This is a genomic window from Streptomyces sp. NPDC017529 (assembly GCF_044329785.1).
In the GTDB taxonomy this organism is placed as follows: Bacteria; Actinomycetota; Actinomycetes; order Streptomycetales; family Streptomycetaceae; genus Streptomyces.
Map to the genome: position 1 here is coordinate 50,957 of NZ_JBIRJY010000024.1, position 26,610 is coordinate 77,566.

Consider the following 26,610-nt stretch of genomic DNA (forward strand, 5'->3'; position numbering starts at 1 on the left):
ACCACTCGGAGACCACAGACATGTCCACGCACCCCCTGCCGCGCGTCCGCCTGGCCGCGGCGGCCGCCGTCACCACCGCTCTGGCGCTGGCCCTCACCGCCTGCGGAGGGGACGGGTCCGGCTCCGGGAAGGCGAAGAGCGCCGGCGACGGCAAGGTCGCCGTCACCGACGCCACCGGCACCAAGGTCGACGTCCCCGCCAAGCCCGCCAAGGTGGTCGCGCTCAGCGAGATGGACCTCGACTCCGCGCTGGCCCTCGGGGTCAAGCCGATCGGCCTCACCGCGGGCCGCGGCCAGAAGGGCGCCCCCGGGTACCTCGCCGACCGCGCCGGGAACATACCGGTCGTCGGTGCCGTCACCGGCCCCGACATCGAGAAGGTGCTGCGCGCCAAGCCGGACGTCATCCTCGCCGGGCAACTCGCCGACCAGAAGGTCCTCCAGCAGCTCAAGGCCATCGCGCCGACCGTCGTCACCATCGGCAAGGACAAGGACTGGAAGAAGGCGCTCGACCTCACCGGGCGGGTCCTCGGCAAGCAGAACGAGGCCAAGGACTTCCTCGCCGGCTACGACGCCAAGGTCGCCGACCTGAAGAAGAAGCTGGGCACGCGGGCCGGCGCCACCGTCTCCGTCGCCCGCTACTCCGCCAAGGGCACCGCCGTGATGCAGCAGGGCGTGTTCATCAGCGACGTCCTCAAGGACATCGGCTTCAAGCGGCCCGGCGTCCAGAACGAGCGCGGCCAGGGGCACTCCACCCCCATCAGCGACGAGGACATCAAGCAGATCGACGGCGACTGGCTGTTCATCGGCACCCTCGCCGCCAAGGGCAAGGACGCCGACCTGTTCGCGGAGCTGAAGACCAAGCCCGCCTACCGCGAGCTCGGCGCCGTCAGCGAAGGCCACGCCACCGAGGTCGACGGTTCCAAGTGGACCAGCCTCGGCGGCGGCCTGGCCGCCGAGTCCGTGCTGAACGACATCCAGAAGGCCATGGCCGCCAGGTAACCGGCGGCGCCGCCACCCGCCGTCCGCCGACGTACGGCCCCTTCCCGGCCGGCCCCACCGGCCACCCGCTCAAGGAGAACCACCTGCCATGGCACTGACCATCGACGACCTGCGCGCGGACGTCGCCGACGTACTGGGCGAAGACCCGGCCGACGTCCCCGTCGACGAGAACCTCATCGACTACGGCATGGACTCGGTCCGCATCATGGCGCTCCTGGAACGCTGGCGGCGCGACCACGGCACCCGGGCCGGGTTCGTGGACCTCGCCGAACAGCCCGCCATCGAGGCCTGGGCCCGCATCCTGGGCGTGGCCTCGTGACGGCGCTCCTCGACGCCGGTACGGACGGCCGCCGCACCGCCGAGGGGCTGCCGCTGACCGCCGCGCAGAGCGGCCTGTGGTACGCGCAGGCCCTGGACCCGGCGAGCCCCGCGCAGAACACCGCGGAGTACCTGGAGATCCACGGGCCGGTGGACCCGGCGCTGTTCTCCGACGCGCTGCACCAGGTGGTCGCCGAGGCCGACGCGTTGCGGGTCCGCATCGTCGAGACGCCCGAAGGCCCCCGCCAGCTTCCCCTGACCACCGGCCCGGCACCGCTGCCGCTCCACCTGGCGGACCTCCGCGCGGAGTCCGATCCCGACGGCGCGGCGCGCGCCTGGATGCGCGCCGACCTGGCCGAACCGTTCGACCTGGCCGCCGGGCCGCTGTTCGCGCACGCGCTGTTCCGCGTCGGTGGCACCCGCTGGTTGTGGTACCAGCGCGTCCACCACGTCGTCATGGACGGCTTCGGCTTCTCGCTGCTGGCCCGCCGCACCGCCGAGGTCTACTCGGCGCTCGCGGCCGGCGAACCCGTAGGGCCCGCCACCTTCGGGCGGCTGGCCGACCTGGTCGCCGACGACGCCGTGTACCGCGCCTCGGACACGTACGAGGCCGACCGGCGGCACTGGAACGAGGCGTTCGCGGACCGGCCCGGGGCCGTCAACCTGGCCGGGCGCACCGCCCTGCCCTCCCGCACCCACCTGCGCCGCACCGCGTACCTGGGCCCCCGGGCCACCGAACGGCTCAAGGAACTGGCCTCCTCGGTCCGCGCCACCTGGCCCGACGTGCTGCTCGCCGCCCAGGCGCTGTACCTGTCCCGGGCCACCGGCGCCGAGGAGGTCGTCCTCGGGGTGCCGATGATGGGCCGCCTGGGCTCGGTGGCGCTGCGCGTCCCCGGCATGGTGATGAACGTCCTGCCGCTGCGGCTGACCGCCGGCGCGCACGCCACCTTCGCCGAACTGGTCCGCCAAGTCGTCCTCGGCATCCGGTCGGCCCGCCGTCACCAGCGCTACCGGTACGAGGACATCCGCCGCGACCTCGGACTGCTCGGCGCCGACCGGGCCCTGGTCGGTCCGCTGGTCAACGTCATGCCCTTCGACTACGGGCTCGACTTCGCGGGCGCCCGGGCCACCGCGCACAACCTGTCCACCGGCCCCGTCGACGAGCTGACCGTCAACGTCTACGACCGCGCCGACGGCAGCGGCCTGCGCATCGACTACGACGCCAACCCCGCGCTGTACGAAGAGGCGGACCTCGGCCGCCACCAGGAGCGGTTCCTCGACCTGCTCTCCCGGCTGGCGCACGCCGACCCGCACGGCCCCCTGGGCGCACACGACATGGCCACGGCGGCCGAACGGGCCCTGGTCCTGGAGACGTTCAACGCCACGGCCCGCACCCTGCCGCCCACCACCCTCATCGGCCCCATCGAGGCCCAGGCCGTCCGCACCCCCGGCGCCACCGCGCTGGTCTTCGGCGACACCACGTGGACGTACGCCGAACTCGACGCCCGCGCCAACCGGCTGGCCCGCCACCTGGCCACCCTCGGCGTACGGCCCGGCACACTGGCCGCCGTGGCCGTACAGCGCTCGGCCGACCTGGTCCTCACGCTGCTGGCCGTCCTCAAGGCGGGCGGCGCCTACCTGCCGCTGGACCCCGACTACCCCGCCGACCGGCTCGCGTACATGCTCGACGACGCCCGGCCCGTGTGTGTGGTCACCGACCGGGGCGACCGCGTGCCCGGCGACGGGCGGATGCCGGTGGTCGTCCTGGACGGCCTCGCCCTGGACGCCCACCCCGGCACCGTCCCGCCCCGCCCGCTCACCCCGGACCACCCCGCGTACGTCATCTACACCTCCGGCTCCACCGGACGCCCCAAGGGTGTCGTGGTCAGCCATCGGGCCATCGACAACCGGCTGCGCTGGATGCAGGGGCAGTACGGCCTGGAACCGGGGGACCGGGTGCTCCAGAAGACACCCTCCGGCTTCGACGTGTCCGTGTGGGAGTTCTTCTGGCCGCTGCGCCAGGGCGCCACGCTGGTGGTGGCCGAGGCCGGGGGTCACCGGGACCCCGCCTACCTGACCCGCGTCATCCGCGAACAGGCCGTCACCACCTGCCACTTCGTACCGTCCATGCTCCAGGTGTTCCTTGCCGAACCGGACGCGGCGACCTGTACGGGACTGCGCCGGGTGTTCTGCAGCGGCGAAGCACTGCCGCGTGAGGCGGCCCGGGACTTCGCGCGTGCGCTGCCCGGTGTGGAACTGCACAACCTGTACGGCCCCACCGAGGCGGCCGTCGACGTGACGTACCACGCCTGCGCGCCCGACGGCGAGGGACCGGTGCCCATCGGGGCACCCGTCTGGAACACCCGCCTGTACGTCCTGGACGCGGCCCTGCGCCCGTGCCCGCCCGGCGTCCCCGGCGAGCTGTACCTCGCCGGAACCCAGCTCGCCGACGGCTACCTGGGCCGGCCCGGACTGACGGCGACCCGCTTCGTGGCCGACCCCTACGGACCCGCCGGCAGCCGCATGTACCGCACCGGCGACCTGGCCCGCTGGACCGACCACGGCGAACTGCTCTACCTCGGACGCACCGACCACCAGGTCAAACTGCGCGGCCAGCGCGTCGAACTCGGCGAGATCGAGGAGGCGCTCGCCGCCCACCCCGCCGTCGGCGCGGCCTGCGCGCTGGTGCGCGAGGACCGGCCCGGCGACCAGCGGCTGATCGGCTACGTCACGTACGAGAGCCACGACGGCGCCACCGGGCCCGACCCGGAGGACCTGCGCGAAGCGCTCGCCCGCACGCTGCCGGAGCACATGGTGCCCAACAGCGTGGTCGTGCTGGCGGAGTTCCCGCTCAGCCCCAACGGCAAGCTGGACCGCAAACAGCTCCCGGCGCCCTCCTTCGAAGCGGGGCACGGGCGCGCGCCGCGCACCCACCGGGAGGAGACGCTGACCCGGCTGTTCGCCGAGGTGCTGGGCCTGCCCCGGGTCGGGGTGGACGACGCGTTCTTCGACCTGGGCGGCACCTCCCTGCTGGCGGCCCGCCTGATGGCGAGGGTCCGCGACACGCTCGGCGCCGACCTGGCCATCGGCGCGCTCTTCCAGGACCGCACCCCGGCCGCGCTCGCCGCCCGCCTGGACGGTGACGGCACCGGCGGCGACGCGCTGGACGTCCTGCTGCCGCTGCGCCCGGCCGGCGACCGCGTACCGCTGTTCGTCCTGCACCCGGCGGGCGGCATCAGCTGGTGCTACTCCGGTCTGCTCGCCCGGCTCGACCCCGCGCAACCGGTGTACGGCCTCCAGGCCCGCGGCCTGGCCCGCGACGAACCGCTCCCGGCGACGATGGAGGAGATGGCCGCCGACTACGTACGGCAGTTGCGCACCGTGCGGCCGCACGGCCCCTACCGGCTGCTCGGCTGGTCCGTGGGCGGCGTCCTCGCCCACACCGTGGCGGTGCGCCTCCAAGAGGCGGGCGAGGAGGTCGAATTGCTCGCCCTACTGGACGCCTACCCCTCCGACCAGTGGCGCGACCAGGCTGTTCCCAAGGAGACCGACGCGCTGACCGCGCTGCTGCGGATGGCGGGGTTCGAGCGCACGGACGAGCTGACCCGCGAAGACGTCCTGGAGACGCTGCGCCGTGAGGGGAGCGCGCTGGCCGGGCTGTCCGACCGGGCGCTGTCCGCCGTCGTCGACATCGTCGTCAACAACGCCCGCCTCATGCGGGAGCACCGGCACCGGGTGTTCACCGGCGACGCGCTGTTCTTCACCGCCGCGGCGCCGCGTGCCGAGGACTGGCTGACCCGGGACGCGTGGACACCGTACGTGAAGGGCGAACTGGTCAACCACGACGTGGACTGCCTGCACCCGCAGATGACGCAGCCGCGCTGGATGGACGGGATCGCGGCGGTGGTCGCGGCGCGGCTGGCCGAGCTGGACGCCTGAAGGAAGTGCAACTTAGGTAAGGCTAAGCTAACCTTTGATCGCGTCGGGGGATCCTCCTCCGACTTCCCTCCCTCGCCTGCCTCTTCAGGAGGAGTCCAGACCATGAGCGCCCCCAAGACGCCGAAGTCCCGCACCACCACCCGCCGCCTCGTCCGCCACGCCACGGCCCTCGCCGTCGCCGCGGGCAGCGTCCTGGCGGTGAGCGGCACCGCCGTCGCCCACGACCGGCCCGCGCACCAGGCTTCGTACCGGGTGGACACCGCTCAACTGGCCACCGGGCTCTACCAGTCGGCCTACTCCGAGCGCCACCACGTCCTGTGGACGACGACGGCCGTCGGCCGGCCGCCGGTCACCCAGTCCAGACTGCTGAAGGTCGATCCGAAGACGCTCAAGACCAAGGCCGCCTACACCCCGCCGGTCACCGACCAGGCGACCGGCGCGGTCGAGGCGGTGTACGGCGTGGCCGTGGACGACGAGCACGACACCGTGTGGACCACCAACACCCGCAACAACTCGGTGGCCGTCTACAACCAGCGCACCGGCAAGCACCTCGCCACCCTGCCCGGCGTCGCCCACGCCCGCGAGATCGTCGTCGACAAGCGCCACGACCTCGCGTGGGCCAGCGGCTTCGGCGACGGCTCCGTCGTCGCGTTCGACACCCGTACCTTCAAGGAGAAGAAGCGGGTCAAGGTGGAGGGCGCGGGCACCGCGGGGCTCGCCGTCGACACGCACACCGGCACCGCCTACGCCACCGACCTGACCAACGACCGGATCATCGCGGTCAGCCCGTACAAGGCCGAGCCGCGCTTCATCCCCACCGGCGACGCGCCCATCGGCATCGAGCTGTCCGCCGACGGCCGCACCGCCTACACGGCCAACCAGGCCGCGGGCACCCTCTCGGTCGTCGACCTGCGCAAGGGCACCGTCACCCGGACCGTCACCACCGGCGCCGGCGCGGTGTCCGTCGCCGCCGACCACCGCACCGGCCGGGTCTTCGTCGCCAACCGGGGCAGCGGCACCACGACCGTCGTGGACCCGAAGCGGGGCACCGTACTGGCCGACCTGGCCACCGGCCCCAACCCGAACCACGTCACCGTCCGCCGCGGCACCGCCTACGTCGTGGACAAGTCCGCGGCCGGCGCCGACCGGATCGACTCGGTGCACCGCATCAGCCTCACGCGCGCCCACTGAGGCCCGCCGGAAGCCCCGCAGGGCCCGACCGCCGGAACGCGGCCGGGCCCTGCGGCGTGTCAGCCGGCCGCCCCCGGGCCGAGCAGGCCGCACAGCCCGTCGGCCAGCTCCGTACGCCAGCACAAGTAGTCGTGGCCGCCGTTGTACTCGCGGTAGACCGCGTCCTCGTACCCCTTGGCCGCCAGGGTGTCGCGCAGCCGGCGGTTCGCGGGCAGCGCCACCCACTCCTGCTCGCCCGCCGACAGCCGGAACCGCACCGGGAGCCGCGGGGACGCCGCGATCCGCCCGGTCAGCCACTGGGCGCCGGGGCCGTTCGGCCACCAGAACGAGCCGGACTGCGCCAGGACGCAGCCGAACCGGCCGGGCGCGGTCACCGCGGTGTACGCGGCGGTCAGGCCGCCCAGGCTCTGGCCCGCCACGACGGTACGGGCCGGGTCGGTGGTCAGCGGCAGGTCGGCAGCCGCCCAGGGCAGCAGCTCGTCCGCGAGGAAACCGGCGAACCGCGGATCGCAGGTCATCTCCGCCCAGCGGGTCTCCGCGCCCAGGGACTCCGGCAGCAGCGCGACCAGCGGCGGAATCCGGCCGTCCGCGATGAGGTTGTCCAACAGGGTGGCCACGCCGAGCCCCGGCTGCCACATCTCCCCGTCCAGGAGGACGAGGACGGGCAGCTCCGCGCCCGCTTCCGTGCCGCGCGGGGGCACGTACCGCCACACGCGGCGCGCGTTGCCGAGCAGGGCGCTGCGGACGGTGTGGACGGAGACCGTGCCGCGGGGCACGCCGGGCCGCTCCCGCCATTCCTCGCCGCGCGGCGCGCCGGGCAGCACGGCACAGGAGACCGGTGCGCCACCCCAACGGCTCACGAGAGTCCGCAGGTTGAGCGGGTCGGTGCGCTGCTGCTTGCGCAGCCACGGCCAGTACCCGGCGTCGTCAGAGGCGGGACCGTCACCCTCGTCCACACACAGCGTGTACGTGGCGTGCCAGTCCCGGCGCATCCGTACCGACCAGTGCCACACGTCCGTGCCGGGGACGCGGTCCATGAGGTTGGCGGCAGGGTCGCGCGGATCGGCGAGCTTGTTGGGCGACACCAGGACCGCGCGGGTGGCGGGGGAGCCGCGCCACAGGAACGTGACGAGAACGTGGTCCGCCGTACCGTGCGGATCCGGGCCGGTCAGTGGAGTGCCCGCCCGTTCGGCCGCCTGCCAGAACTCCGCCCCGGACATCCCCGCCGCCCGGCGGACGACGCGCTCGTCGGTGACGCGCGGCAGCGGGGAGGGCCGCGGCATCCGCGGTGGGTGGCGGGGCGTGTCGGCAGGCGGGGTGGTGACGGTCATCGAGGCGGTCTCCGTGTCCGTGCGGGCGGGAGGGACGGTCGGCGGTGCCCGGCAGCCGCTTCGGCACGACAGCGCCAGACAAGGCAAGGCTTACCTTATCGTCGTGCGCTCCGCGGTCCGCATGCCCGGCTCGTGGACGTGCCGCGAGCCGGGCCGGTGCCGACGGCGAAGGCCCCGGTCAGGCGCCGACGTAGGCCGCAAGGTGCTCGCCGGTGAGGGTGGAGCGGGCGGCGACCAGGTCGGCGGGCGTGCCCTCGAACACCACCCGGCCGCCGTCGTGGCCCGCGCCCGGGCCGAGGTCGATGATCCAGTCGGCATGCGCCATGACCGCCTGGTGGTGCTCGACGACGATGACCGACTTGCCGGAGTCGACGAGCCGGTCGAGCAGCCCGAGCAGCTGCTCGACGTCGGCGAGGTGGAGACCGGAGGTCGGCTCGTCGAGGACGTAGACACCGCCCTTCTCGGCCATGTGCGTGGCCAGCTTGAGCCGCTGCCGCTCGCCTCCCGACAGGGTGGTCAGCGGCTGCCCGAGCTTGAGGTAGCCGAGGCCGACGGCGTCGAGCCGCTGGAGGATCTTGTGCGCGGCCGGGGTACGGGCCGCGCCGGCGCCGAAGAACTCCTCGGCCTCGGCCACCGACATCGCGAGCACCTCGCTGATGTCGTGCCCCCCGAGGGTGTACTCCAGTACCGAGGCGTCGAACCGCTTCCCCTCGCATTCCTCGCAGGTGGTGGCGACACCGGCCATCATCGCCAGGTCGGTGTAGATGACGCCGGCACCGTTGCAGACGGGGCAGGCGCCCTCGGAGTTGGCGCTGAACAGCGCCGGCTTCACACCGTTCTCCTTGGCGAACGCCTTGCGGACCGGGTCGAGCAGCCCGGTGTACGTGGCCGGGTTGCTCCGCCGCGAGCCCTTGATGGCTCCCTGGTCGACCGAGACCACGTCCGCGCCCGCGGGGACCGACCCGTGCACCAGCGAGCTCTTGCCGGAGCCCGCCACGCCGGTGACCACGCAGAGCACACCGAGCGGGATGTCGACATCGACGTCTTGCAGGTTGTGCGCCGACGCGCCGCGGATCTCCAGCGCCCCGGTGGGCTTGCGCACCGTCTTCTTCAGAGCGGCCCGGTCGTCGAGGTGACGCCCTGTGAGGGTGCCGCCGGCCCGCAGCCCCGCGACGGAGCCTTCGAAACAGACGGTGCCGCCCTCCGTGCCGGCGCCCGGACCCAGGTCGACGACGTGGTCGGCGATCGCGATCGTCTCCGGCTTGTGCTCCACCACGAGCACCGTGTTGCCCTTGTTCCGCAGCTGGAGCAGCAGGTTGTTCATCCGCTGGATGTCGTGGGGGTGCAGGCCGACGGTCGGCTCGTCGAAGACGTAGGTGGTGTCGGTCAGCGAGGAGCCGAGGTGGCGGATCATCTTGACGCGCTGCGCCTCGCCGCCCGACAGGGTGCCCGACGGCCGGTCGAGCGACAGGTAGCCGAGGCCGATCTCCACGAACGAGTCGAGGGTGTGCCGCAGCGACGTGAGCAGCGGCGCCACCGAGGGCTCGCCCAGGCCGCCCACCCATGCGGCCAGGTCGCTGATCTGCATCGCGCAGGCGTCGGCGATACCGACTCCGCCGATCAGCGACGACCTGGCCGCCGCACTGAGCCGGGTTCCGTCGCACTCGGGGCAGGTGGTGAAGGTGACCGCCCGCTCCACGAACGCGCGGATGTGCGGCTGCATCGCCTCCTTGTCCTTGGCCAGGAACGTCTTCTGGATCTTGGGGATCAGCCCCTCGTAGGTGAGGTTCACGCCGTTGACCTTGACCTTGACCGGCTCCCCGTAGAGGAAGTCCCGCAGTTCCTTCTTGGTGTACCTGCGGATCGGCTTATCCGGGTCGACGAAGCCGGACTGGGCGTAGACCTGCACGGTCCACTGGCTGTCCGACTTCCAGCCGGGGATGGTGAACGCGCCCTCGGAGAGCGACTTGGAGTCGTCGTAGAGCTGGGTGAGGTCGATGTCGGAGACCGTGCCCCGGCCCTCGCAGCGCGCACACATGCCGCCGGTGCGGGAGAAGGTCGCCTTCTGCGCCTTGGTCTTGTTGCCGCGCTCGACGGTGATCGCCCCGCTCGCCCGTACCGAGGCGGTGTTGAAGGAGTACGCGCTCGGCGGGCCGATGTGCGGCTGCGCGAGCCTGCTGAAGAGGATGCGCAGCATCGCGTTGGCGTCGGTGGCGGTGCCGACCGTGGACCGCGGGTCGGCACCCAGCCGCTGCTGGTCGACGGTGATCGCGGTGGTCAGCCCTTCGAGGACGTCGACCTCGGGCCGTCCCAGCGTCGGCATGAAGCCCTGCACGAAGGCGCTGTAGGTCTCGTTGATCAGCCGCTGCGACTCCGCGGCGATCGTGTTGAAGACCAGCGAGCTCTTGCCCGAACCGGAGACGCCGGTGAACACGGTCAGCCGGCGCTTGGGGATCTCGACGCTGATGTCCTTGAGGTTGTTCTCGCGCGCGCCGTGCACGCGGATCACATCGTGGACGTCGGCGACGTGCGGCGCAGGCGACCGCGTGTCCGTCTTTCTGGCCATGCTCATCGTGTCTCCATCTGTCGGGCGGAGCCGCTGCCGCGGTCCCCGTCGGTGTCGCCTGGCCTGATCCAACCAGCTCGCTGCGGATTGCCGCGGTGACACCTGGCCATCACGTTACGAGCGGCCCGCGGGCCGTTGCTTCTCCATTCCTGATCGGTTCCGGTGGTGGGACCCGCTACCACCACCGGTGGGCCCTCGACGCGATGGTCGGCACCGAGCCCGTTTCACGTGCGTTCGAGAGCGGTGGCGGCGGTGTCGAGGATGTCGCCGAAGGTGCGGTCGAGCACTGGCCGCATGGCGATCCGGGTCAGCGGAGCGCCGAGCAGCGGGATGCGGACCTCCGCGCGGGTGGTCCAGCTGACGTGCGTGCCGCCGTCGGTCTCGGTGAACGTCATGCGGCCGAGCTCGTGCCGGGACGGCGGCCAGCTGCGCTCGACGACGTACTCGGTGGCGTGCGGCGGGTCGTACCGGGTGATGCGCTCCCGGAACCAGCCGATCAGCCAGAGGTGACTGCGCACCGCGCCGACGCCGTAGGGGGCGGCCTCGCCACGCCGGGTCAGGCGGCAGCGCAGCGCCAGGGGCGAGCGGGTGTAGTTGGTGGTCGTGGTGAGCCAGGCGAACACCTCGTCGACGGGGGCGCCGATGACGCGTTCGACCGTGATGGTTTCCATGGCTGGGGTCCTCCTCCGGCCGTTTCTCGGACGCCAATCCAGACCCCCCGCGACGGCGGACTGTGACGGCTTTCGAGCGTGACCCACGCCACGGTCCAGGCTCGGCGGGGCAGAGTCGGCGAATTGGCGCGAACGGGCCTCAGTCCCGTCGTTCAGGGCCACTAGGGTCCGGATCGCAGGGATCCCACGGGCCACGGGGGTCCCGGGATGCTCGACCGCTCGCGCAAGGCCTCACCCTTCGAACTCACCCTCCGAAAACCGTCGATCCGTCCGAGCGAAGAAGGCGAGAGCACATGCCCGACATCTCCGCGCAGGGGGCCAACGGTCCGTTCATGCTGATCCACGAGGTCACCGGCACGTACCTGGAGACGGACAACTACCACGACGCCGTCGGCCAGGGCATCCAGACCTGGAACCTCGACCCGCTGTTGACCAACAAGGGCCAGCTGGGGCACCTCTGGTACATCGAGCCCGTCGGTGACGGCACCCATCTGATCAAGAGCTTCGAGAACGGCCACTGTCTGGCGGCGTCGGCCGCCAAGGCCGGGGCGCTGCCGGTCCTGGAGACGCCCGACAAGGGCATCCGGCAGAAGTGGCAGTTCCGCAAGGTGCTCGACTTCCCCGGCCACGAGGACAGTTACGCGATCGTCTCGAAGGCGTACGAGGACTATGCGCTCGGGCTGTTGGGCCACGGCGCTCTGAACAACGTCTACGTCGTGCCGACCCGCATGTACGACGCGCCGCCCTCCCTCTCGCAGACCTGGAAGATCATCGACCCGCCGGCCGGCTCGGGCGTGTGACCGGCGCGGGCGGCTGACCGGCACAGGGAAACTCGCTGACCGGCACGGCGAAATCCAGGGGAACGGTCCCGCCCGGGGGCCGTTCCCTCGTTTGTGGAACGCGTCAGGACGGGTGCGGTTCCCGCAGCCCCTGGAGGAGCAGTTCGACCAGTCGGCGGGGGTCGTAGCGGGAGTCGCCGTCGTGCCCGATGCAGAGGTTGCCGATGCCGCGCATCAGCTCGAAGGCCTGCGTACCGGGCCTGTTGTCGCCGGCCTCGACCGCGGCGTCGGGCAGCTGCCCGCAGACGGGCACCAGGCGGTCGAGGAAGTAGGCGTGCAGTGCGTCGAAACCGCTACTGTCCGACTGCAGGGCGTTGGCGAGTCCGTGCTTCGTGACCAGGAAAACGACGAAGAGGTCGGCCCACTGGCACAGCGCCGTGAACGGCGAACCGGCGTCGGCCAGCAGTCTCGGACCGGCCTCGGCGCAGGCCTCGACCTGGTGGCGGTAGACGGCGACGACGCCGGAGGTGACGAACACCGCGGCGGCGAGCAGCGTCTGCTGGTTGCGCTGCGCGTCGGCCGCTTGCTTCGGGTCGGTACGTCCCAATTCTCCTCTCGCACGGCCAGGGCCAGTCGAACCCACCTCTCCTCGCTGAACGGCTACGCCCCCCCTCGCCACTCTCCCCACCTGACGGTGCGCGGCCCGCAATGGCATGCCGGCCCCTACGTCCTCTCCCCGGGCCCCAAGTCCCTGCTCACCCTCTTCGACGCGGGGCACCGGCTCGGCGGGATCTCCGGATACGACGTCGCCGAGACCACCGACGAGAACCCCGGGCGCGTGTGCGCGGTCCAGCGGCTTACCTGGGCCTACCCCCGTACCGAGTTCTGCCCGGTGGACACCGCTTGGCAGGCGGCGTGCGACGCGCTGGCGGCCGGCCCCGACCCGCTCGGACGCGTCGAATCCAAGTAAGGCGGCCGTCGTCCATCTCTCGCGTAACCGGCACTTGCCGACACCGTCGGCAGCGGCGATCACCGCCGCTACGCGGTCGATGCGCGTGCCGCCGGGTCCGGTGCCTGACCACGTCGTCCCGTACGGACGAACGGCCGCGCGTGGCGCGGCCGTTCGCCGGGTGCGGGGACGGGGCTCTCAGATCCGGGTCTGGGGGCCGGTGGTCGGGGCGGCGCCGTTCTTGTAGAGGGCGATGAGCTTGCTGAAGTCGAACGGCCGCTGGTCCACGCACGTACACCGGTAGGTGTCGCACTGCTCGCAGCCGACGGTGCACGGCGGCTGGACGTCGGGGTTGCCTTGGTTGTGGTCGCGGGTGGCGTCCCAGCCGGAGAGGGCGCCGAGCTGGTTCTCGTGGGCGAACTCGACCAGGCTGCGCTGGTTGTCGAGGGTGAAGACCCGCTTGTTGATGTTGCAGCCGAACATCGGGGTGGCGCCCGTACGGTTCCAAACCTTCCCGGCGCCCCAGGCGGGCCACAGCGAACCGATCTGGCCGTGCATGGCCTTGAGGCCGATGACGCAGCACTCGTACATGTCGGGCGGCGCGCTCTGGCCGAACTCCATGAGCATGCCGTTGACCAGGCCGGGCTCGATGCCGGCGGCGGCGACCTTGGCCAGGAACCTGACGCCGACCGGGCTGAAGCCCGCCGACCCCTCGCCGGGCTGCGCGTCGGCGGGCAGGGTGTAGGACACCTTGAGGCCGGGGTGCTTGACGAGGACCTGGGAGATCGCCGCCGTGTGCCGCAGGTGTGCGGGCTCGTCGGCCAGGAAGTCGCCCTCGAAGTCGAAGTCGATGCGCGCGACCGTGTAGTTGCGCAGGAACGCCTCGTACTGCTCGACGATCTTCGGGACGCTCGTCTCGACGGCCTCAAGAGGCCTTCCGGAGGCTCCGCCGCAGGAGAAGGCGACCTTGCCGCCGGCGGCGGCAAGCTGCTGGATGTCCTTCTTCCCGTACGAGCTCTGGTCGACTTCCCAGTCGGGGCCGTCCTGCCCGGCCCACGCCAGCTTCTTGTTGTTGTTGGCGACGATGAAGCCCAGCATGAAGCCGTCGACGCCGGATTCCTGGGCGTACTGGGGGAGGCTGGGGTTCGGCCAGGCCATGTAGTCCACGTACGGCGCGCGCGGCATGTCCCAGGGGCCGCCGTCCGGGAGCTTGTCGGTCGTGGTGAACTCCAGCGGCTGGGACTGGTCGGAGCGGTTCCCCGCGAGGTCCACAGCCGTGATCCGCACCGTGTACGCGGTCGTCGGAGTGAGACCGGAGAGCACCGCCGTCTCGTCCTTGACCCGCAGCGGCTGGGGGCCGCCGTAGGTCACCTCATAGCCCATCACGCCGATGTTGTCGGTGGAGGGGGTCCAGGACAGCGTGGCCTGGGTCGGGCCGAGGGTGTCCACCTGTATCTGCGTCGGCACGCTCGGCGGCGTCGTGTCGTCGGGTACGTCGGCGGACTGGCCGTTGACCTTGAACTCGGTCGGCAGCGGGCCGGGGCCCGGCATGGACCGGGAGAAGCCGAGCCGGAACTCCTGGGTACCCCGGTTGGGCGGAACGGTCTTGCGCTCGGGCACCAGACGCCCGGTGATGACGTTGCCCGACCGGGTCCAGGTGAGCCCGTAGACGTCCGTGACGTTCTGGTCCGACTGTACGCGGAAGGAAATCTCCGGGTCGACGAGCGGTTCGCTTTCGAAATTCCAGACCGTGGCCTTCATGGTTCCGTACCACTCGCCAGGGGATTCCCATTCTGGCGTGACGTACTGCTTTGCCATGTCCACCCCTCGTTTCTCACTTCCGGATCTCGGGCGCTCCTCCCCCCGTCGCGACAGCGAACCTAGGCACGGCAAATGCCCTCGTCAATCACGGAATTCGGCCAGTGGCGGAGCGGCTGGAAGAACGCGCGGGGCCAGCGGAATCACGCCCTCGAAAAGCCTTCGGCGTGGGTACGGAGGGTTTCCTGCCGTCCGGCGGTACGCGTGAGAACGACGAGCTGCCGGGTCGCCCGGGTCATCGCGACATACCGGTCCACCGCCCCTTCGACGCCCGTGCCGAACGCCTCCGGGTCGGTGAGGACGACCAGGTCGAACTCAAGGCCCTTCGCCAGCTCGGGGGTCAGCGACCGGACGCGGGACGTCGCACGGAACGCCGGATCGCCGATGACGCAGGCCGTCCCGTCGGCATGCGCGGCGAGCCAGGCCTCAAGGACCGGGTCCAGGTCCGCGATGTGACCGTGGACGACGGGGACGCCGCCGCTGCGGACGGAGGTGGGCACGTTGGCGTCCGGGAGCGCGGCCCGGATGGCGGGCTCGGCTTCCGCCATGACCTCCTCCGGCGTCCGGTAGTTGATGCTCAGGGAGGCCACGTCGATCCGGTCCAGCCCGACCCGTTCGAGCCGCTCCCGCCACGATTCCGTGAACCCGTGCCTGGCCTGGGCGCGGTCGCCGACGATGGTGAAGCTCCGGGACGGGCAGCGGAGCAACAGCATCTGCCACTCCGCGTCGGTCAGCTCCTGGGCCTCGTCCACGACGATGTGCGCGAACGGGCCGGCGAGCAGGTCCGGTTCGGCGCCGGGCAATGCCGCCTCGTCGATCAGGCTGTCCCGCAGGTCCTGCCCGCGCAGCATCGTCACCGCGGCCTCGCCGTCGTCGTCGGCCGCGAGCACGTTGTCGATGACGTCGGCCATGCGCTCGCGTTCGGCGGCGACCGAGGCGTCGTGCCGGCGCTTGCGCAGCGAGGCCTCCGGGTCGCCGAGCCGTTGCCGCGCCGTGTCCAGGAGCGGCAGGTCGGACAGCGTCCAGGCCTGGGCGTCCGCCCGTTGCAGCTTGCGGACGTCGTCGCGTTCGAGCCAGGGAGCGCACATCCGCAGGTAGGCGGGCACCGACCACAGGTCTCCGACGAGGTCGGCCGCTTCGAGCAGCGGCCACGCGCGGTAGAGGGCCCTCAGCAGCTCCTTGTCGTGCTCCAGCGACTTACGCAGCAGGTCGGGCGAGACGTCGTCGCCGTCGTGCTTGTCCACCAGGATCCTGAGCAGCTCCTCCCAGACCTGTTCGCGCGCCTCGTTGTGCGGCGTGCCCGGCTCCGGCGCTTCGAACGCCTCGGCCCAGTCGCCGGGACTCAGCCAGACGTCGGACCAAGAGGTCGTGACCGTCATCCCCTCGGTGGGCGGCTCCTCGTAGAACCTGACGGCCTTCTCGATCGCCTTGACCATGTCGGCGGACGACTTCAGGCGCGCCACCTCCGGGTCGGCCTCGGCCGCCGCCCCGGCCCCCTCGGCGACGAGGTCCCGCAGGGTGCAGGTCTGCACGCCTTCCTCGCCGAGGCTGGGGAGTACGTCGGAGACGTAGGCCAGGTACGGCTGGTGCGGGCCGACGAACAGCACGCCGCCCCGACGGTGGCCGAGGCGGGGGTCGGCGTAGAGGAGATAGGCGGAGCGGTGCAGGGCGACGACGGTCTTCCCCGTCCCCGGGCCCCCGTCGACGACGAGCGCGCCGCTGGATCCCGCCCGGATGATCGCGTCCTGGTCGGACTGGATGGTGGCGAGCACGTCCCGCATCCGGGGCGACCGGCTGCTGCCCAGGCTGGCGATGAAGGCGGACTGGTCGTCGAGCGCGGCGTGCCCTTCGAGGCCGTCGGTGGTGAACACCTCGTCCCAGTAGTCGCTGATCCGGCCGCCGGTCCAGCGGTACCTGCGGCGGCTGGCCAGCCCCATCGGGTCGGCGTGGGTCGCCGCGAAGAACGGCTCGGCCGCGGGTGAGCGCCAGTCGGTCAGCAGCCGGCGCCCCGCGCTGTCGGTGAGGCCGAGCCGTCCGATGTACATGGGCTCGGTGTGGTCCGCGCTGACGACACGCCCCAGGCACAGGTCCAGGCCGAAGCGGCGCAGGGCGCGCAGGCGGGCGGTCAGCCGGTGGACCTCCGTGTCCCGGTCCATCGCCTGCCGGCCCAGGCCACCGGGCGCCTTCAGCTCGGCGTCGAGCTGGCCGGACAGCTCGGCGATCGACTGCTCAAGGCTCTCCGCGATGGCCGCGAAGTGCTTCTCGTCGTCGGCGATCAGCGCCGGGTCGGCCTTGGGGGAGAGGTGGTCGGAGAGGGCAAACGCGCTGGTGGTCGTGGGGTTCATGTCCTCAGCTCCGATCCGAGGCCGGGCCCGCGAGATCCGGCAGCGCACCCGGCCGCAGCGCGGGCCCCGCCACTGGCTCGACATCACCGCACGACCCGTAAACCGACAACAACACACGCACTTCGTGAATCTCCCGTTTCCGCAGGTTCTGGCTTTGGCCAGGTGATTCTGCGGTACGACCGGGGCCTTGCCGCAAGCCCCCCGGTGCGCTATAAGTTAAGAGTGGCAAGAGGTGGGCATTCCTTCTTGCCTTTCTCGCCCGACGAGGGCCGCGTTGACGTACACATCTTCCGCTTGGCCCGTCTCCGTCCGGTTCCCGGACGCCGCGCCGGGTGCGCCCCCGGGTGTCCAAGGCGAAAAGAGAGCCGGTTGGACAGCCCGGTTTCCGTACCCGGTCGGGTTGGACAGCTTGGGCGTTCGCGGTGGTTTGGGTTTCCATGGGGCATGACCGGGACTGGCGGGCCCGGTGGTCCGGCGGGCGTTGCCGGGCGGCCTGACGCGCACGTCGCCCGCCCTGTCGCTGTCGGTCACGCCCTCTCCGACTTCCTCCTCCTCGACCTCGCGCCGTAAGAAGTCCAAGACGACGTAAGCGAAAGCGACCTTTCCTACGGCTCTGAGCGGCCCCTTCCGGACGATCCGTTGTAAGGAGAAAGAGCCGATGACCCAATCCCGTGTCGAAGACGTGTGGCCGCTGTCGCCGTTGCAGGAGGGAATGCTGTTCCATTCCACCTTCGACGGCGAGGGCCCGGACACCTACCAGGGACAGCGCACGCTGGAGCTGGTCGGCCCCTTGGACACGGACCGCTTGCACACGTCGTGGGAAGGGCTGCTGGCCAGGCACGCCGCGTTGCGGACGGGGTTCCGGCGGCGGAAGTCGGGTGAGCCGTTCCAGGTCGTCGTGCGAAAGGTCGAACTGCCGTGGCAGGAAGCGGATCTCTCCGGCAGGGCGGAGGCCGAGGCCCTCGCCGAGCTGGGCCGCCTGTCCGACCGGGAACGGACGGAGCGGTTCGACCTGGCGGTTCCCCCGTTGCTGCGCCTGCTGCTGGTCCGGCTCGGCACGGAACGGCACCGGCTGGTGCTCACCCACCACCACATCCTGATGGACGGCTGGTCCCTGCCGGTACTGATCAACGAGATGCTCACGGTCTACGCGGCGGGCGGCAGCACCGCCGGACTGCCGCCGACGACGTCGTACCGGGAGTACCTGGCATGGCTGAACCGGCAGGACAAGGAAGCGGCGCGGGGCGCGTGGCGGGCGGCGCTGGCGGGCGTCGACGAGCCCACGCTCGTCGTACCGGCCGACCCCGCCAGGACGACCGACGCGTCCGGGAACCTGAGCACCGACCTGCCGGCCGAGCTGTCCCAGGGCCTGGAGCGGCTGGCCCGCGGCCGGGAGCTGACGGTGAACACGGTGGTGCAGGGCGCGTGGGCGCTGGTGCTGGCCCGGCTGACCGGACGCCGCGACGTGGTGTTCGGCGCCACCTCCGCGGGGCGCCCCGCCGAACTGCCGGCGGTCGAGTCGATGGTCGGCCTCACCATGAACACGATCCCGGTACGGGTGTGCCTCGACGGCGCGCAGCCGGTATCGGACATGCTGGCGGAGCTTCAGGAACGCCAGTCCGCGCTGATGACACACCAGCACCTCGGACTGCCGGAGATCCAGAAGGCCGCCGGTCCCGGCGCGCTCTTCGACACGCTCGTCGTGTACGAGAACTACCCGCGGCCCCCGGCCGGGGCGCCCGCCCCGGGCACCTTCGCCATCAGGATGGTCGGCGGCCAGGAAGCCGCGCACTATCCGCTCACGCTGCTGCTGACGCCGGGCGAACGGATGAATTGCGCGATCGACTACCAGCCCGATCTGTTCGACCACGCCACCGTCCAGCGCGTCCTCGACCGGCTGATCCGCGTGCTGGAGCAGGTGGTGGCCGATCCGGCGGTCCGGGTCGGCGCCATCGACGTACTGGACGAGACCGAACGCTCCCGTGTGGTGACCGAGTGGAACGACACCGCGTGGCCGGTGTCCCGGGACACGGCGCTGGACCTCTTCGAGGAGCAGGCGGAGCGGTCGCCGGGAGCGGTGGCGGTGCGGTGCGGCGGGGAGGCTGTGACGTACGGGGAGTTGGCGGGACGGGCGCATCGGTTGGCGCGGTATCTGAGGGGTTTGGGTGTTACGCGCGAGTCGCGGGTGGGGCTGTGCCTGCCGCGTGGGGCGGAGATGGTCGTGGGGCTGCTCGCCGTGTGGAAGGCGGGTGGTGCGTACGTTCCGCTGGACCCTGAGTACCCCGTTGACCGGCTCGGTTTCATGGTGGGGGACAGCGGTGCGTCGGTGGTGCTGGCGACCGCCGAGACCGCGCCGGTGGTGGCGGGCGGGGCGGCGGAGGTGGTGCTGCTGGACGAGGCAGCGCGGGACGTGGGTGACCAGCCGGCCGGTCCGCTCGAAAGTGCCGTGCCGGCAGGGCAGTTGGCATATGTGATCTACACGTCCGGTTCCACGGGACGGCCCAAGGGCGTGGCGGTGTCCCACGGAGGCGTGGCCAACCTGGCAGAAGCGATGCGGCCGGTGCTGGGCGTGGACGCGGGCGTGCCGGCGTTGCAGTTCGCCTCGTTCGGTTTCGACGCCGCGGTGCTGGACGTGGCGGTCACGCTGGGCGCGGGCGGCACCCTCGTGATCGCCACCAGCGCGGAGCGCACGGAGCCCGGCGCGCTGGCGGAGCTGATCCGTACGGCCGGTGTGCGGGTGGCCAGCGTGGTTCCCGCACTGCTCGGCGTGCTGGACCCCGCCGCCGTCCCCGGCGTGCGGAACTGGGTGCTGGGCGCGGATCGGCTGAGCGCGGACCTGGCGGCCCGGTGGCGGGCCGGGGCCCGGGTGTGGAACACCTACGGCCCGACCGAGGCCACCGTGATCACCACGGCCACCCTCCTCGACGCGGACATCACCGCGCGGGACGCCCCGCCCGCCATCGGCCGCCCGATCGGCAACGTGCGCGTCTTCGTCCTGGACGACTTCCTCAAGCCGGTTCCCGTCGGCGCGGTCGGCGAACTCTACGTAGCCGGCCCCGGCCTGGCCCGTGGCTACACGGGCCGCCAGGACCTGACCGCCGAGCGGTTCGTGGCCTGCCCCTTCGTACCGGGCGCGCGCATGTACCGTTCGGGAGACCTGGCGAAGTGGACGGCCGAGGGGCAGCTGCGGTTCGCCGGGCGGGCGGACGAGCAGGTCAAGATCCGCGGTTTCCGCGTCGAGCCGGGCGAGGTCGAATCCGTTCTCGCCGCGCACCCGGACGTGGCCCGGGCCGCAGTCGTGGCGCGCACGGACCGGCCGGGCGACACCCGGTTGGTCGGTTACGTCGTTCCCCGCGTACCGGGGATCGACCAACGCCGCCTGCGAGAGCACCTGACCGGGGCACTGCCGGACTACATGATCCCGGCCGCGGTCATGCCGCTGGAGGCGCTGCCGCTCACCGCCAACGGCAAGCTGGACCGGGCCGCGCTGCCGGCGCCCGACTTCGCCGAGCGGGCCTCCGGGCGCGCTCCGGAGACCGGTACGGAGAAGATCCTCTGCGCCCTGTTCGCCGAGGCCCTCGACCTCGAAAACGTGGGCGCGGACGACAACTTCTTCGACCTGGGCGGCAACTCGACCCTGGCCATGCGCCTGGCCGCCCGGATCAGGACCGAACTCGGCGCCGAACTGAACATGCGGCAGTTCTTCGGCGCGCCGACACCCGTCGGCGTGGCCCGGGCCATGGAGTCGAAGGCGCGCCCGGAGCTGCGTCCGGTCGAGCACCCGGACGCCGTCCCCCTCTCGGTGAACCAGCTGCGTACCTGGCAGCCGGCCCGGCGGCCCCCGCTCGCGGACCAGCAGATTCCGCTCGCGCTCCGCCTGGCCGGCGAGCTGGACCCGGCCGTTCTGGAGGCGGCGCTCCAGGATGTCGCGGCACGGCACGACATCCTGCGGACGGTCTTCCACGGCACCGGCGGAAGCGCTCCGCACCAGCACGCCTTGGACGCCGACGCCGGCCGCCCGACGCTCTCCGTGACACCGGCGGCCGAGGCGGAGCTGCCGGGCCTGCTGGCCACCGCCGCCCGGCACCCGTTCGACCTCGCGCGGCAGCCGCCCTGGGCGCCGTACCTGTTCGCCCTCTCGGACACCGAACACGTCCTGCTCCTCGTCGTGCACCGGATCGCCGCCGACGACGCGTCGATGGACGTCCTCGTCCGCGACCTGGCCGTGGCGTACGGCGCCCGGCGCAAGGGCCGGGTGTCGGAACGGGCGCCCCTGCCCCTGCAGTTCGCCGATTACGCGCTGTGGGAGGCGGAGCTGCTCAGGGGCGAGCAGGAGGCGGACAGCCTGATCGGTGAGCAGCTCGCCTACTGGAAGAACACCCTGGCCGACGCGGCGAGCACCACCTTGCCGACCGACCGCGGGCGTCCGGAGCGGCCGTCCCGCCGTACGGACTCGGTGCCGCTGGAACTCGGCGCCGAGGCGCACGACCAACTGGCGGAGACCGCCGAGGAGCACGGCGCCACGGCCTCCATGGCGGTGCACGCCGCGCTCGCGCTGCTGCTCACCCGGCTGGGCGCGGGGACGGACATCACGCTCGGGACGCTGGTGTCGCCGCAGGACGAGGAAGCGGACCTGAACGGCGTGGTGGGCCCCTTCACCGACCGGCTGGCGCTGCGCACCGACACCTCCGGCGACCCCACGTTCGCCGATCTGCTCGTCCGGGTGCGGGAGACCGCCCTGTCCGCGTACGCGCACCAGGACGTACCGTTCGAACGGGTCGTGTCGGCGTTGCCGGCGCCTCCGTCGGCGGCGCACCCCGTGTTCCAAGTCCTGCTCCACGTACGGGACGACGTCGCCGGGGAGTGGGACACGCCGGGCCTGCCGGGCCTGCGCACCACCCGTCTCCCGCTCGACGCCGGTACGTCCGAGACGGACCTGTCGTTCAGCCTCACCGAGCGGCAGGAGGGCGACGGCAGCCCCGCCGGGCTCGACGGTCTGCTGCGCTATGCCACCGAACTCTTCGACCGGTCCACCGCCACCGCGCTCGCGCACCGGCTCATCCGTGTCCTGGAGCAGGTGGCAGCCGAGCCCGAGCTGCGTCTGAGCGAAGTGGACATCCTGCTCGGCCCGGCCGAGCACCGCAGGCTCGTGACGGCCTGGAACGAGACGGCGGCCCCGGCACCGGACGGCACCGTGCTCGACCTGCTGGCCGGACGGATCGCCCGTACGCCCGGGGCCGTCGCCGTCGCTGACCGGGACGGCGCGCTCACGTACCGCGCGCTGGACGCCGTGTCCGACCGGCTCGCCCATCGGCTGGCCGGGCAGGGGGCCGGGCCGGAGGACGTCGTCGTCGTGATGCTGCCGCCCGGCGCCACGTGGGCGGTGGCGCTGCTCGGCGTGTTCAAGGCCGGCGCGGCCTGCCACTTCGCCGACCCGGCCCGGCCCTTGAACGGCGCGGTCTCCGGCCCGCGCAGGACCCGGCCCGCCGCGCTGGTCTGCACCGCGGCCGCGGCCGGTCTGCTGCCCTCCGGCACCACGGTCCCGGTCGTGCCGCTCGACGGCGCGCCGGCCGAGGTGAACGGTGCGACGCGTACGGCCGTGCCCGGCCGTGCGCCGCTGCCCGGCCACGCGGCGCTCGTGCTCGACGCCGGGGGACCAGCCGGAGCGGTCGTCGAACACCGTGCCCTGGCCGGCCACGCGGCACACAGGGCTGACACCTCCCCGGCGGAGCAAGGAACGCTGCTGGACGTACGCACTCCCGCTGCCGCGCTGGTCACGCCGCTGCTGGCGGCCCTCTGCGCGGGAGACGGCGTCCGACTGGGCATTCCCGGCCAGGACGGCCCGCCACTGGCCGAACCGGACGGCGTACGGCGGCTGGTCACCACCCGCGATCACCTGTCGGCCCTCGCGGACTCCACGCCCGGACAACCACCGTTCACGGAGGTCGTCGTGGTGGACGGCGGCCGGGTCACCGTCGACGACATGGCGGAATGGCGGAACCGCCACCCCGGAGTGGCAGTGGTGAGCGCCCATGGCGCGACGGAGACGGCCGGCGCGTGGCTCAGCCACCGCAACGGGCCCGGGGAACTGCTCCCGTCCGAAGCGCCCACCGGGCGGCCGGTGCGCAACGCCCGCGCGTTCGTGCTGGACGACCTGCTGCGCCCGGTCCCGGCGGGCGTGGCGGGCGACCTGTACGTCGCGGGGCCCTTGCTGGCACGCGGCTACGCGGAGAAACCCGGGCCGACCGGCGCGCGCTTCGTGGCCTGTCCGTTCGGCTCTGGCGAGCGGATGCTCCGTACGGGCGAGCGGGCGAAGTGGACCGGTACCGGGCTGCTCACCATGTCGGGCGGGAACCGGGACGACGACCGGCCGGCAACGGCCCTGCGCGTCGTCCGCAACCGCGACGACCTGGGCGTGCTGCTGCCACTGCGGCCGGAGGGCAGCCGCCCGCCGCTGTTCTGCGTGCACCACGGCAACGGCCTGGCCTGGGGATACGCGGCGATCCTCGCACATCTGCCGCGGGACCGGCCGGTCTACGGGGTACAGGCGCGCGGCCTCGCCGGCCCCGAGCCCCTGCCGCGGAGCGTCGAGGAGATGGCGGCCGACTACGCCGACCGCATCCGGTCCGTCCGGCCGTCCGGCCCGTACCACCTCCTCGGATGGTCCGTCGGCGGGCTGCTGGCCCAGGCACTCGCCACCCGGCTGGAAGAACTGGGCGAGACGGTGGCGCTCCTGGCGGTGCTCGACGGCTACCCCCACTCCCCGGGCAGCACCTTCTTCGACGGTGAGCGGGACGCGGACGGCGGGCACGGCGACCCGGAGGGTGTGAGCGGCCCGCTGGTGACCAACATGCGGGAGATCCAGCGGAACACGCACCGCCTGGCGGCGAGCCACACACCGCGCTTCTTCCGGGGCGACCTCACGCTCTTCGTCGCGACCGGGGGCCGGCCGGTGCGGCGGAACGTACCGGAGGCGGAAGCGAGCTGGCGGCCCTACACGGGAGGACGGATCACGGCGCACGAAGTCCCCGCCGCCCACGCCGACATGCTTCAGACCGCACACCTGACGCACCTCGGACGCATCGTAGGTGACTGCTCATGACGAAGCCGGAACCCTCCTCCCCGCGTCGGCGCCGGAGCGGCCCGAAGCCGGCAGACGTTCCCGCGTACCAGCGCCGTGACGTACTCGACCCCCTGCCCGAGCTGAGCCTGATGAGCGTGCGGACTCCGCTCGTCGAGGCCCCGGGGACCGGCGGACACGACTGGATCGCCACCGGCCGTGAGGAAGTGCGCGCGGTCCTCGGTGACGCGGAACGGTTCAGTACGGGGCCGCCCGCGGCGAGTGCGGAGGAGTCCCGGCGGCTGGTCCAGCCCGGCAACCTGCTCCAGTACGACCTGCCCGAGCACGCCAGGCTCCGGAAGATGCTCACACCGGAGTTCACGGTGCGGCGGATGCGCAGGATGGAGCCCGTCATCGAGGAGGCCGTCGCCGACCAGCTGGACGACCTGGAGAGTGCCGGGCCGCCGGCCGACCTCATGCGGCACTTCGCCTGGCCCGTACCAGGGCTGGTCATCTGCGGGCTGCTCGGCGTGCCGCGTGACGACTTGGCCGACCTGGCGCGCGTCCTGGACATCCGTGCCACCAGCCGTACCAACAAGAGGGAAGTGGCCGCGAAGACGGTCGACACGTACCTGGTCAAGATCGTGGCACGGAAACGCGCCGAACCAGGCGACGACCTCCTCAGCATGCTCGTCCGCGAACACGGTACGGACGTCACCGACCAAGAACTGGCAGGCATCTGCTCGTCCTTCATCGCCGCCGCACTGGAGGGATCCGCCCAGATGCTGGGACTGGGCACCCTGGCGCTCCTGCTCCACCCCGGCCAGCTCACGCTGCTCCGCGAACGGCCGGAACTGATGGACCGGGCCGTGGAGGAACTGCTGCGCTACGTCGCGGTCGTCTCACTGGCCTCGCCCCGCACCGCCCTGGTGGACGTGCCGCTCGCGGGCCGGGTGGTCAAGGCCGGCCAGGTCGTGACGTGTTCCCTGCTGGCGGCCAACCGCGCCGAGATGCCCGGCGCACCACGGGACACCCTGGACATCACCCGCGAGAACACCACCCACCTGGCCTTCGGGCACGGCATCCACCACTGCGTCGGCGCCTCCCTGGCACGAATGGCACTGCGGACCGCCTTCGCGCGCTTGCTGGAACGCTTCCCGGGACTACGGCTGGCAGCCGCGCCACACGAACTGCGCTTCCGACAGCTCGCGCCCCAATACGGCGTGGAGACACTGCCCGTCGCCTGGTAGGCCGGGCAGGCCGATTGATGTCAGGGTGACGACGGATATGTGACCTGCTTGGGTCCCGGATCTTTCCGTGTCCGCTGCTTGCTCACCGACTACCGGGGAGGGTCTCGTGCGGCCTTTCTGGAACGTAGCGAGACTGACACCCACCACACGCACATCCGCTCTGGGACTTCAGGACCAAAGGCCGTATGGAGGCAGCGGGCCCCACGCTGGCCCAGGGCCGGACCTTCGACACGTACCACGACAGCCACCGAGAACACGTCGCCGTACTGGGCGCCGCCACCTCATCACCGTGGAGGCCCGGCCCGCCGTCTTCATCGGTGACACCGCCTTCACGATCGTCGGCATCGTGGACGGCCTCGTACGGAGAACTGACTCTGACCGCCCTGCCGCTTCAGATGCATCACCAGCTGCCGCGCCACCGCCAGGGCGACCTCTTCACCCAGGTCCTCCGCCACCAGGGCCAGCGCCAGATCCAGACAGGCACTGATCCCGGCCCCGGTCCACAGCCGGCCACAGCCGGAACGGACGAAGATCGGATCCGGGTCGACGGTGACGTCCGGGTGATCAGCGGCGAGCTGGGCGGCGGTCGACCAGTGAGTGGTCGCAGTCCTCCCGTCCAGCAGCCCGGCCGCGGCCAGCAGGTGCGCACCCACACACACCGACGCCACCCGCCGCGCGTGCGAGGCCGTCTCCTTCACCCACGCCACGACAGCGGGGTCGATACGGGCGAGGGGCCCCTCGTCGGTCATGTCGACCGCGCCCGGCACCACCAGGGTGTCCACCTGATCACCGACGTCGTCGAAGGCCACGTCGGCGACCAGGCGCACGCCCGCCGACGTACGAACCGGTCCGGCGACCGGCCCGGCAAGGCGAACCCGGTAGCCGGCGCGGCCCGCGGTCTCCCGGTTGGCCAGCGCGAAGACCTCGGCCGGGCCGGTGACATCGAGAAGGTCGACATCAGGGAAGGCGGCGATGACGACACGGTGGGTAGCGGGCATGGACCGATCCTCACCGCTGCCGCCCATGGCGGCAATGACGTTCGCCTGTCACATACGGACACGCCGCCGCCAGGCAGGGGAGCGGTCGCCCCGGCCCCGGCCCTTCGTGTAATGTTCTCCGGGTTGTCACAGCGTCGGCAGGCACCGCGACAGCCACTCACGCCGCACCGGCGGCACAACCACCACTGCACGACTCCTGAACGGGAACAATTTCGGCATGCCCGGAATTCGAACCGCCGACTCGATTATGAGTCACCGGGAGAAACCGCTAAAGTGGTGATCGCGCCGGAAGGCGCGGAAAACCCGCTCCGACGGGGGCCGGAAACGGAAAGCGGAAACGCCGAACGGATCTGGTAAGATCGGAAACGCGAAGAAGCCGAAAGGCCGAAACGCACCG

The 26,610-nt window shown here is 72.0% G+C and carries 13 protein-coding genes and 2 pseudogenes; 8 read left to right on the forward strand and 7 right to left on the reverse strand.

From position 1 onward, the window contains the following. Nucleotides 1-20: 20 nt before the first annotated feature. The 4 genes from ACH4K4_RS34330 to ACH4K4_RS34345 all read left to right on the forward strand — a co-directional run bounded on the left by ACH4K4_RS34330 (nucleotide 21) and on the right by ACH4K4_RS34345 (nucleotide 6,446). Nucleotides 21-998, forward strand: a complete 978-nt coding sequence (locus tag ACH4K4_RS34330) for an ABC transporter substrate-binding protein (protein WP_398172993.1) — start codon at nucleotides 21-23, stop codon at nucleotides 996-998. Between the two features lie 88 nt (nucleotides 999-1,086). Further along, nucleotides 1,087-1,317, forward strand: coding sequence for a phosphopantetheine-binding protein (locus ACH4K4_RS34335; RefSeq protein ID WP_398172995.1), 231 nt, complete (start codon nucleotides 1,087-1,089; stop codon nucleotides 1,315-1,317). Continuing rightward, nucleotides 1,314-5,255 carry an amino acid adenylation domain-containing protein gene (locus tag ACH4K4_RS34340; protein ID WP_398172997.1) on the forward strand — a complete coding sequence of 1,314 codons (3,942 nt, stop codon included), beginning with the start codon at nucleotides 1,314-1,316 and terminating at the stop codon, nucleotides 5,253-5,255. Before ACH4K4_RS34335 ends, ACH4K4_RS34340 begins: the two co-directional genes overlap by 4 nt. 102 nt (nucleotides 5,256-5,357) lie before the next feature. Next, the gene (locus ACH4K4_RS34345) at nucleotides 5,358-6,446 is read left to right on the forward strand and encodes a YncE family protein (protein WP_398172999.1); all 1,089 of its coding nucleotides are present in this window, start codon (nucleotides 5,358-5,360) and stop codon (nucleotides 6,444-6,446) included. Nucleotides 6,447-6,505: 59 nt separating this feature from the next. Here the strand turns inward: ACH4K4_RS34345 and fes are convergent, their stop codons facing one another. From fes to ACH4K4_RS34360, 3 genes are all read right to left on the reverse strand, one after another. Continuing rightward, nucleotides 6,506-7,777, reverse strand: a complete 1,272-nt coding sequence (gene fes, locus ACH4K4_RS34350; RefSeq protein ID WP_398173001.1) for an enterochelin esterase — start codon at nucleotides 7,775-7,777, stop codon at nucleotides 6,506-6,508. Nucleotides 7,778-7,955: 178 nt separating this feature from the next. Beyond that, nucleotides 7,956-10,349, reverse strand: a complete 2,394-nt coding sequence (locus ACH4K4_RS34355) for an ATP-binding cassette domain-containing protein (protein WP_398173003.1) — start codon at nucleotides 10,347-10,349, stop codon at nucleotides 7,956-7,958. Nucleotides 10,350-10,567: 218 nt separating this feature from the next. Continuing rightward, nucleotides 10,568-11,014: an SRPBCC family protein gene (locus ACH4K4_RS34360; RefSeq protein ID WP_398173005.1), complete on the reverse strand. Its 447-nt coding sequence runs from the start codon at nucleotides 11,012-11,014 to the stop codon at nucleotides 10,568-10,570. Nucleotides 11,015-11,307: 293 nt separating this feature from the next. On the opposite strand from ACH4K4_RS34360, the gene ACH4K4_RS34365 reads away from it, so the two are divergent. Then, nucleotides 11,308-11,814, forward strand: a complete 507-nt coding sequence (locus ACH4K4_RS34365; RefSeq protein WP_398173007.1) for an RICIN domain-containing protein — start codon at nucleotides 11,308-11,310, stop codon at nucleotides 11,812-11,814. A 103-nt stretch (nucleotides 11,815-11,917) separates the two neighbouring features. On the opposite strand, the gene ACH4K4_RS34370 is transcribed toward ACH4K4_RS34365, so the two are convergent. Continuing rightward, a complete protein-coding gene (locus ACH4K4_RS34370; RefSeq protein ID WP_398173009.1) occupies nucleotides 11,918-12,400 on the reverse strand; it encodes a TetR family transcriptional regulator in 483 nt (160 codons plus the stop codon). A 72-nt stretch (nucleotides 12,401-12,472) separates the two neighbouring features. Between ACH4K4_RS34370 and ACH4K4_RS34375 the strand changes: the two are divergent. Next, a pseudogene (locus ACH4K4_RS34375) lies at nucleotides 12,473-12,763 on the forward strand (chlorophyllase); the annotation flags it as partial. 177 nt (nucleotides 12,764-12,940) lie between these two features. On the opposite strand, the gene ACH4K4_RS34380 reads toward ACH4K4_RS34375, so the two are convergent. Beyond that, nucleotides 12,941-14,560, reverse strand: a complete 1,620-nt coding sequence (locus tag ACH4K4_RS34380; protein ID WP_398173011.1) for a fibronectin type III domain-containing protein — start codon at nucleotides 14,558-14,560, stop codon at nucleotides 12,941-12,943. Nucleotides 14,561-14,703: 143 nt separating this feature from the next. Then, complete coding sequence (gene helR / locus ACH4K4_RS34385; protein ID WP_398173013.1) at nucleotides 14,704-16,905, reverse strand: RNA polymerase recycling motor ATPase HelR; 2,202 nt, start codon at nucleotides 16,903-16,905, stop codon at nucleotides 14,704-14,706. Nucleotides 16,906-17,563: 658 nt separating this feature from the next. On the opposite strand from helR, the gene ACH4K4_RS34390 reads away from it, so the two are divergent. Both ACH4K4_RS34390 and ACH4K4_RS34395 read left to right on the forward strand, forming a co-directional pair. Next, nucleotides 17,564-24,007, forward strand: a complete 6,444-nt coding sequence (locus tag ACH4K4_RS34390; protein ID WP_398173015.1) for an amino acid adenylation domain-containing protein — start codon at nucleotides 17,564-17,566, stop codon at nucleotides 24,005-24,007. Continuing rightward, on the forward strand, nucleotides 24,004-25,215 hold the full coding sequence (locus ACH4K4_RS34395) for a cytochrome P450 (RefSeq protein WP_398173017.1): 1,212 nt from the start codon (nucleotides 24,004-24,006) through the stop codon (nucleotides 25,213-25,215). Before ACH4K4_RS34390 ends, ACH4K4_RS34395 begins: the two co-directional genes overlap by 4 nt. A 359-nt stretch (nucleotides 25,216-25,574) precedes the next feature. Here ACH4K4_RS34395 and ACH4K4_RS34400 read toward each other — a convergent pair. Further along, nucleotides 25,575-26,213: pseudogene (locus ACH4K4_RS34400) on the reverse strand (GlxA family transcriptional regulator); the annotation flags it as partial. Between the last annotated feature and the right edge of the window lie 397 nt (nucleotides 26,214-26,610).

Bases quoted from the DNA above. Each gene is read 5' to 3' on its own strand.
- ACH4K4_RS34330 (WP_398172993.1), top strand. From the start codon at position 21: ATGTCCACGCACCCCCTGCCGCGCGTCCGCCTGGCCGCGGCGGCCGCC.
- ACH4K4_RS34335 (WP_398172995.1), top strand. From the start codon at position 1,087: ATGGCACTGACCATCGACGACCTGCGCGCGGACGTCGCCGACGTACTG.
- ACH4K4_RS34345 (WP_398172999.1), top strand. From the start codon at position 5,358: ATGAGCGCCCCCAAGACGCCGAAGTCCCGCACCACCACCCGCCGCCTC.
- fes (WP_398173001.1), bottom strand. From the start codon at position 7,777: ATGACCGTCACCACCCCGCCTGCCGACACGCCCCGCCACCCACCGCGG.
- ACH4K4_RS34355 (WP_398173003.1), bottom strand. From the start codon at position 10,349: ATGAGCATGGCCAGAAAGACGGACACGCGGTCGCCTGCGCCGCACGTC.
- ACH4K4_RS34360 (WP_398173005.1), bottom strand. From the start codon at position 11,014: ATGGAAACCATCACGGTCGAACGCGTCATCGGCGCCCCCGTCGACGAG.
- ACH4K4_RS34365 (WP_398173007.1), top strand. From the start codon at position 11,308: ATGCCCGACATCTCCGCGCAGGGGGCCAACGGTCCGTTCATGCTGATC.
- ACH4K4_RS34380 (WP_398173011.1), bottom strand. From the start codon at position 14,560: ATGGCAAAGCAGTACGTCACGCCAGAATGGGAATCCCCTGGCGAGTGG.
- helR (WP_398173013.1), bottom strand. From the start codon at position 16,905: ATGAACCCCACGACCACCAGCGCGTTTGCCCTCTCCGACCACCTCTCC.
- ACH4K4_RS34390 (WP_398173015.1), top strand. From the start codon at position 17,564: ATGACCCAATCCCGTGTCGAAGACGTGTGGCCGCTGTCGCCGTTGCAG.
- ACH4K4_RS34395 (WP_398173017.1), top strand. From the start codon at position 24,004: ATGACGAAGCCGGAACCCTCCTCCCCGCGTCGGCGCCGGAGCGGCCCG.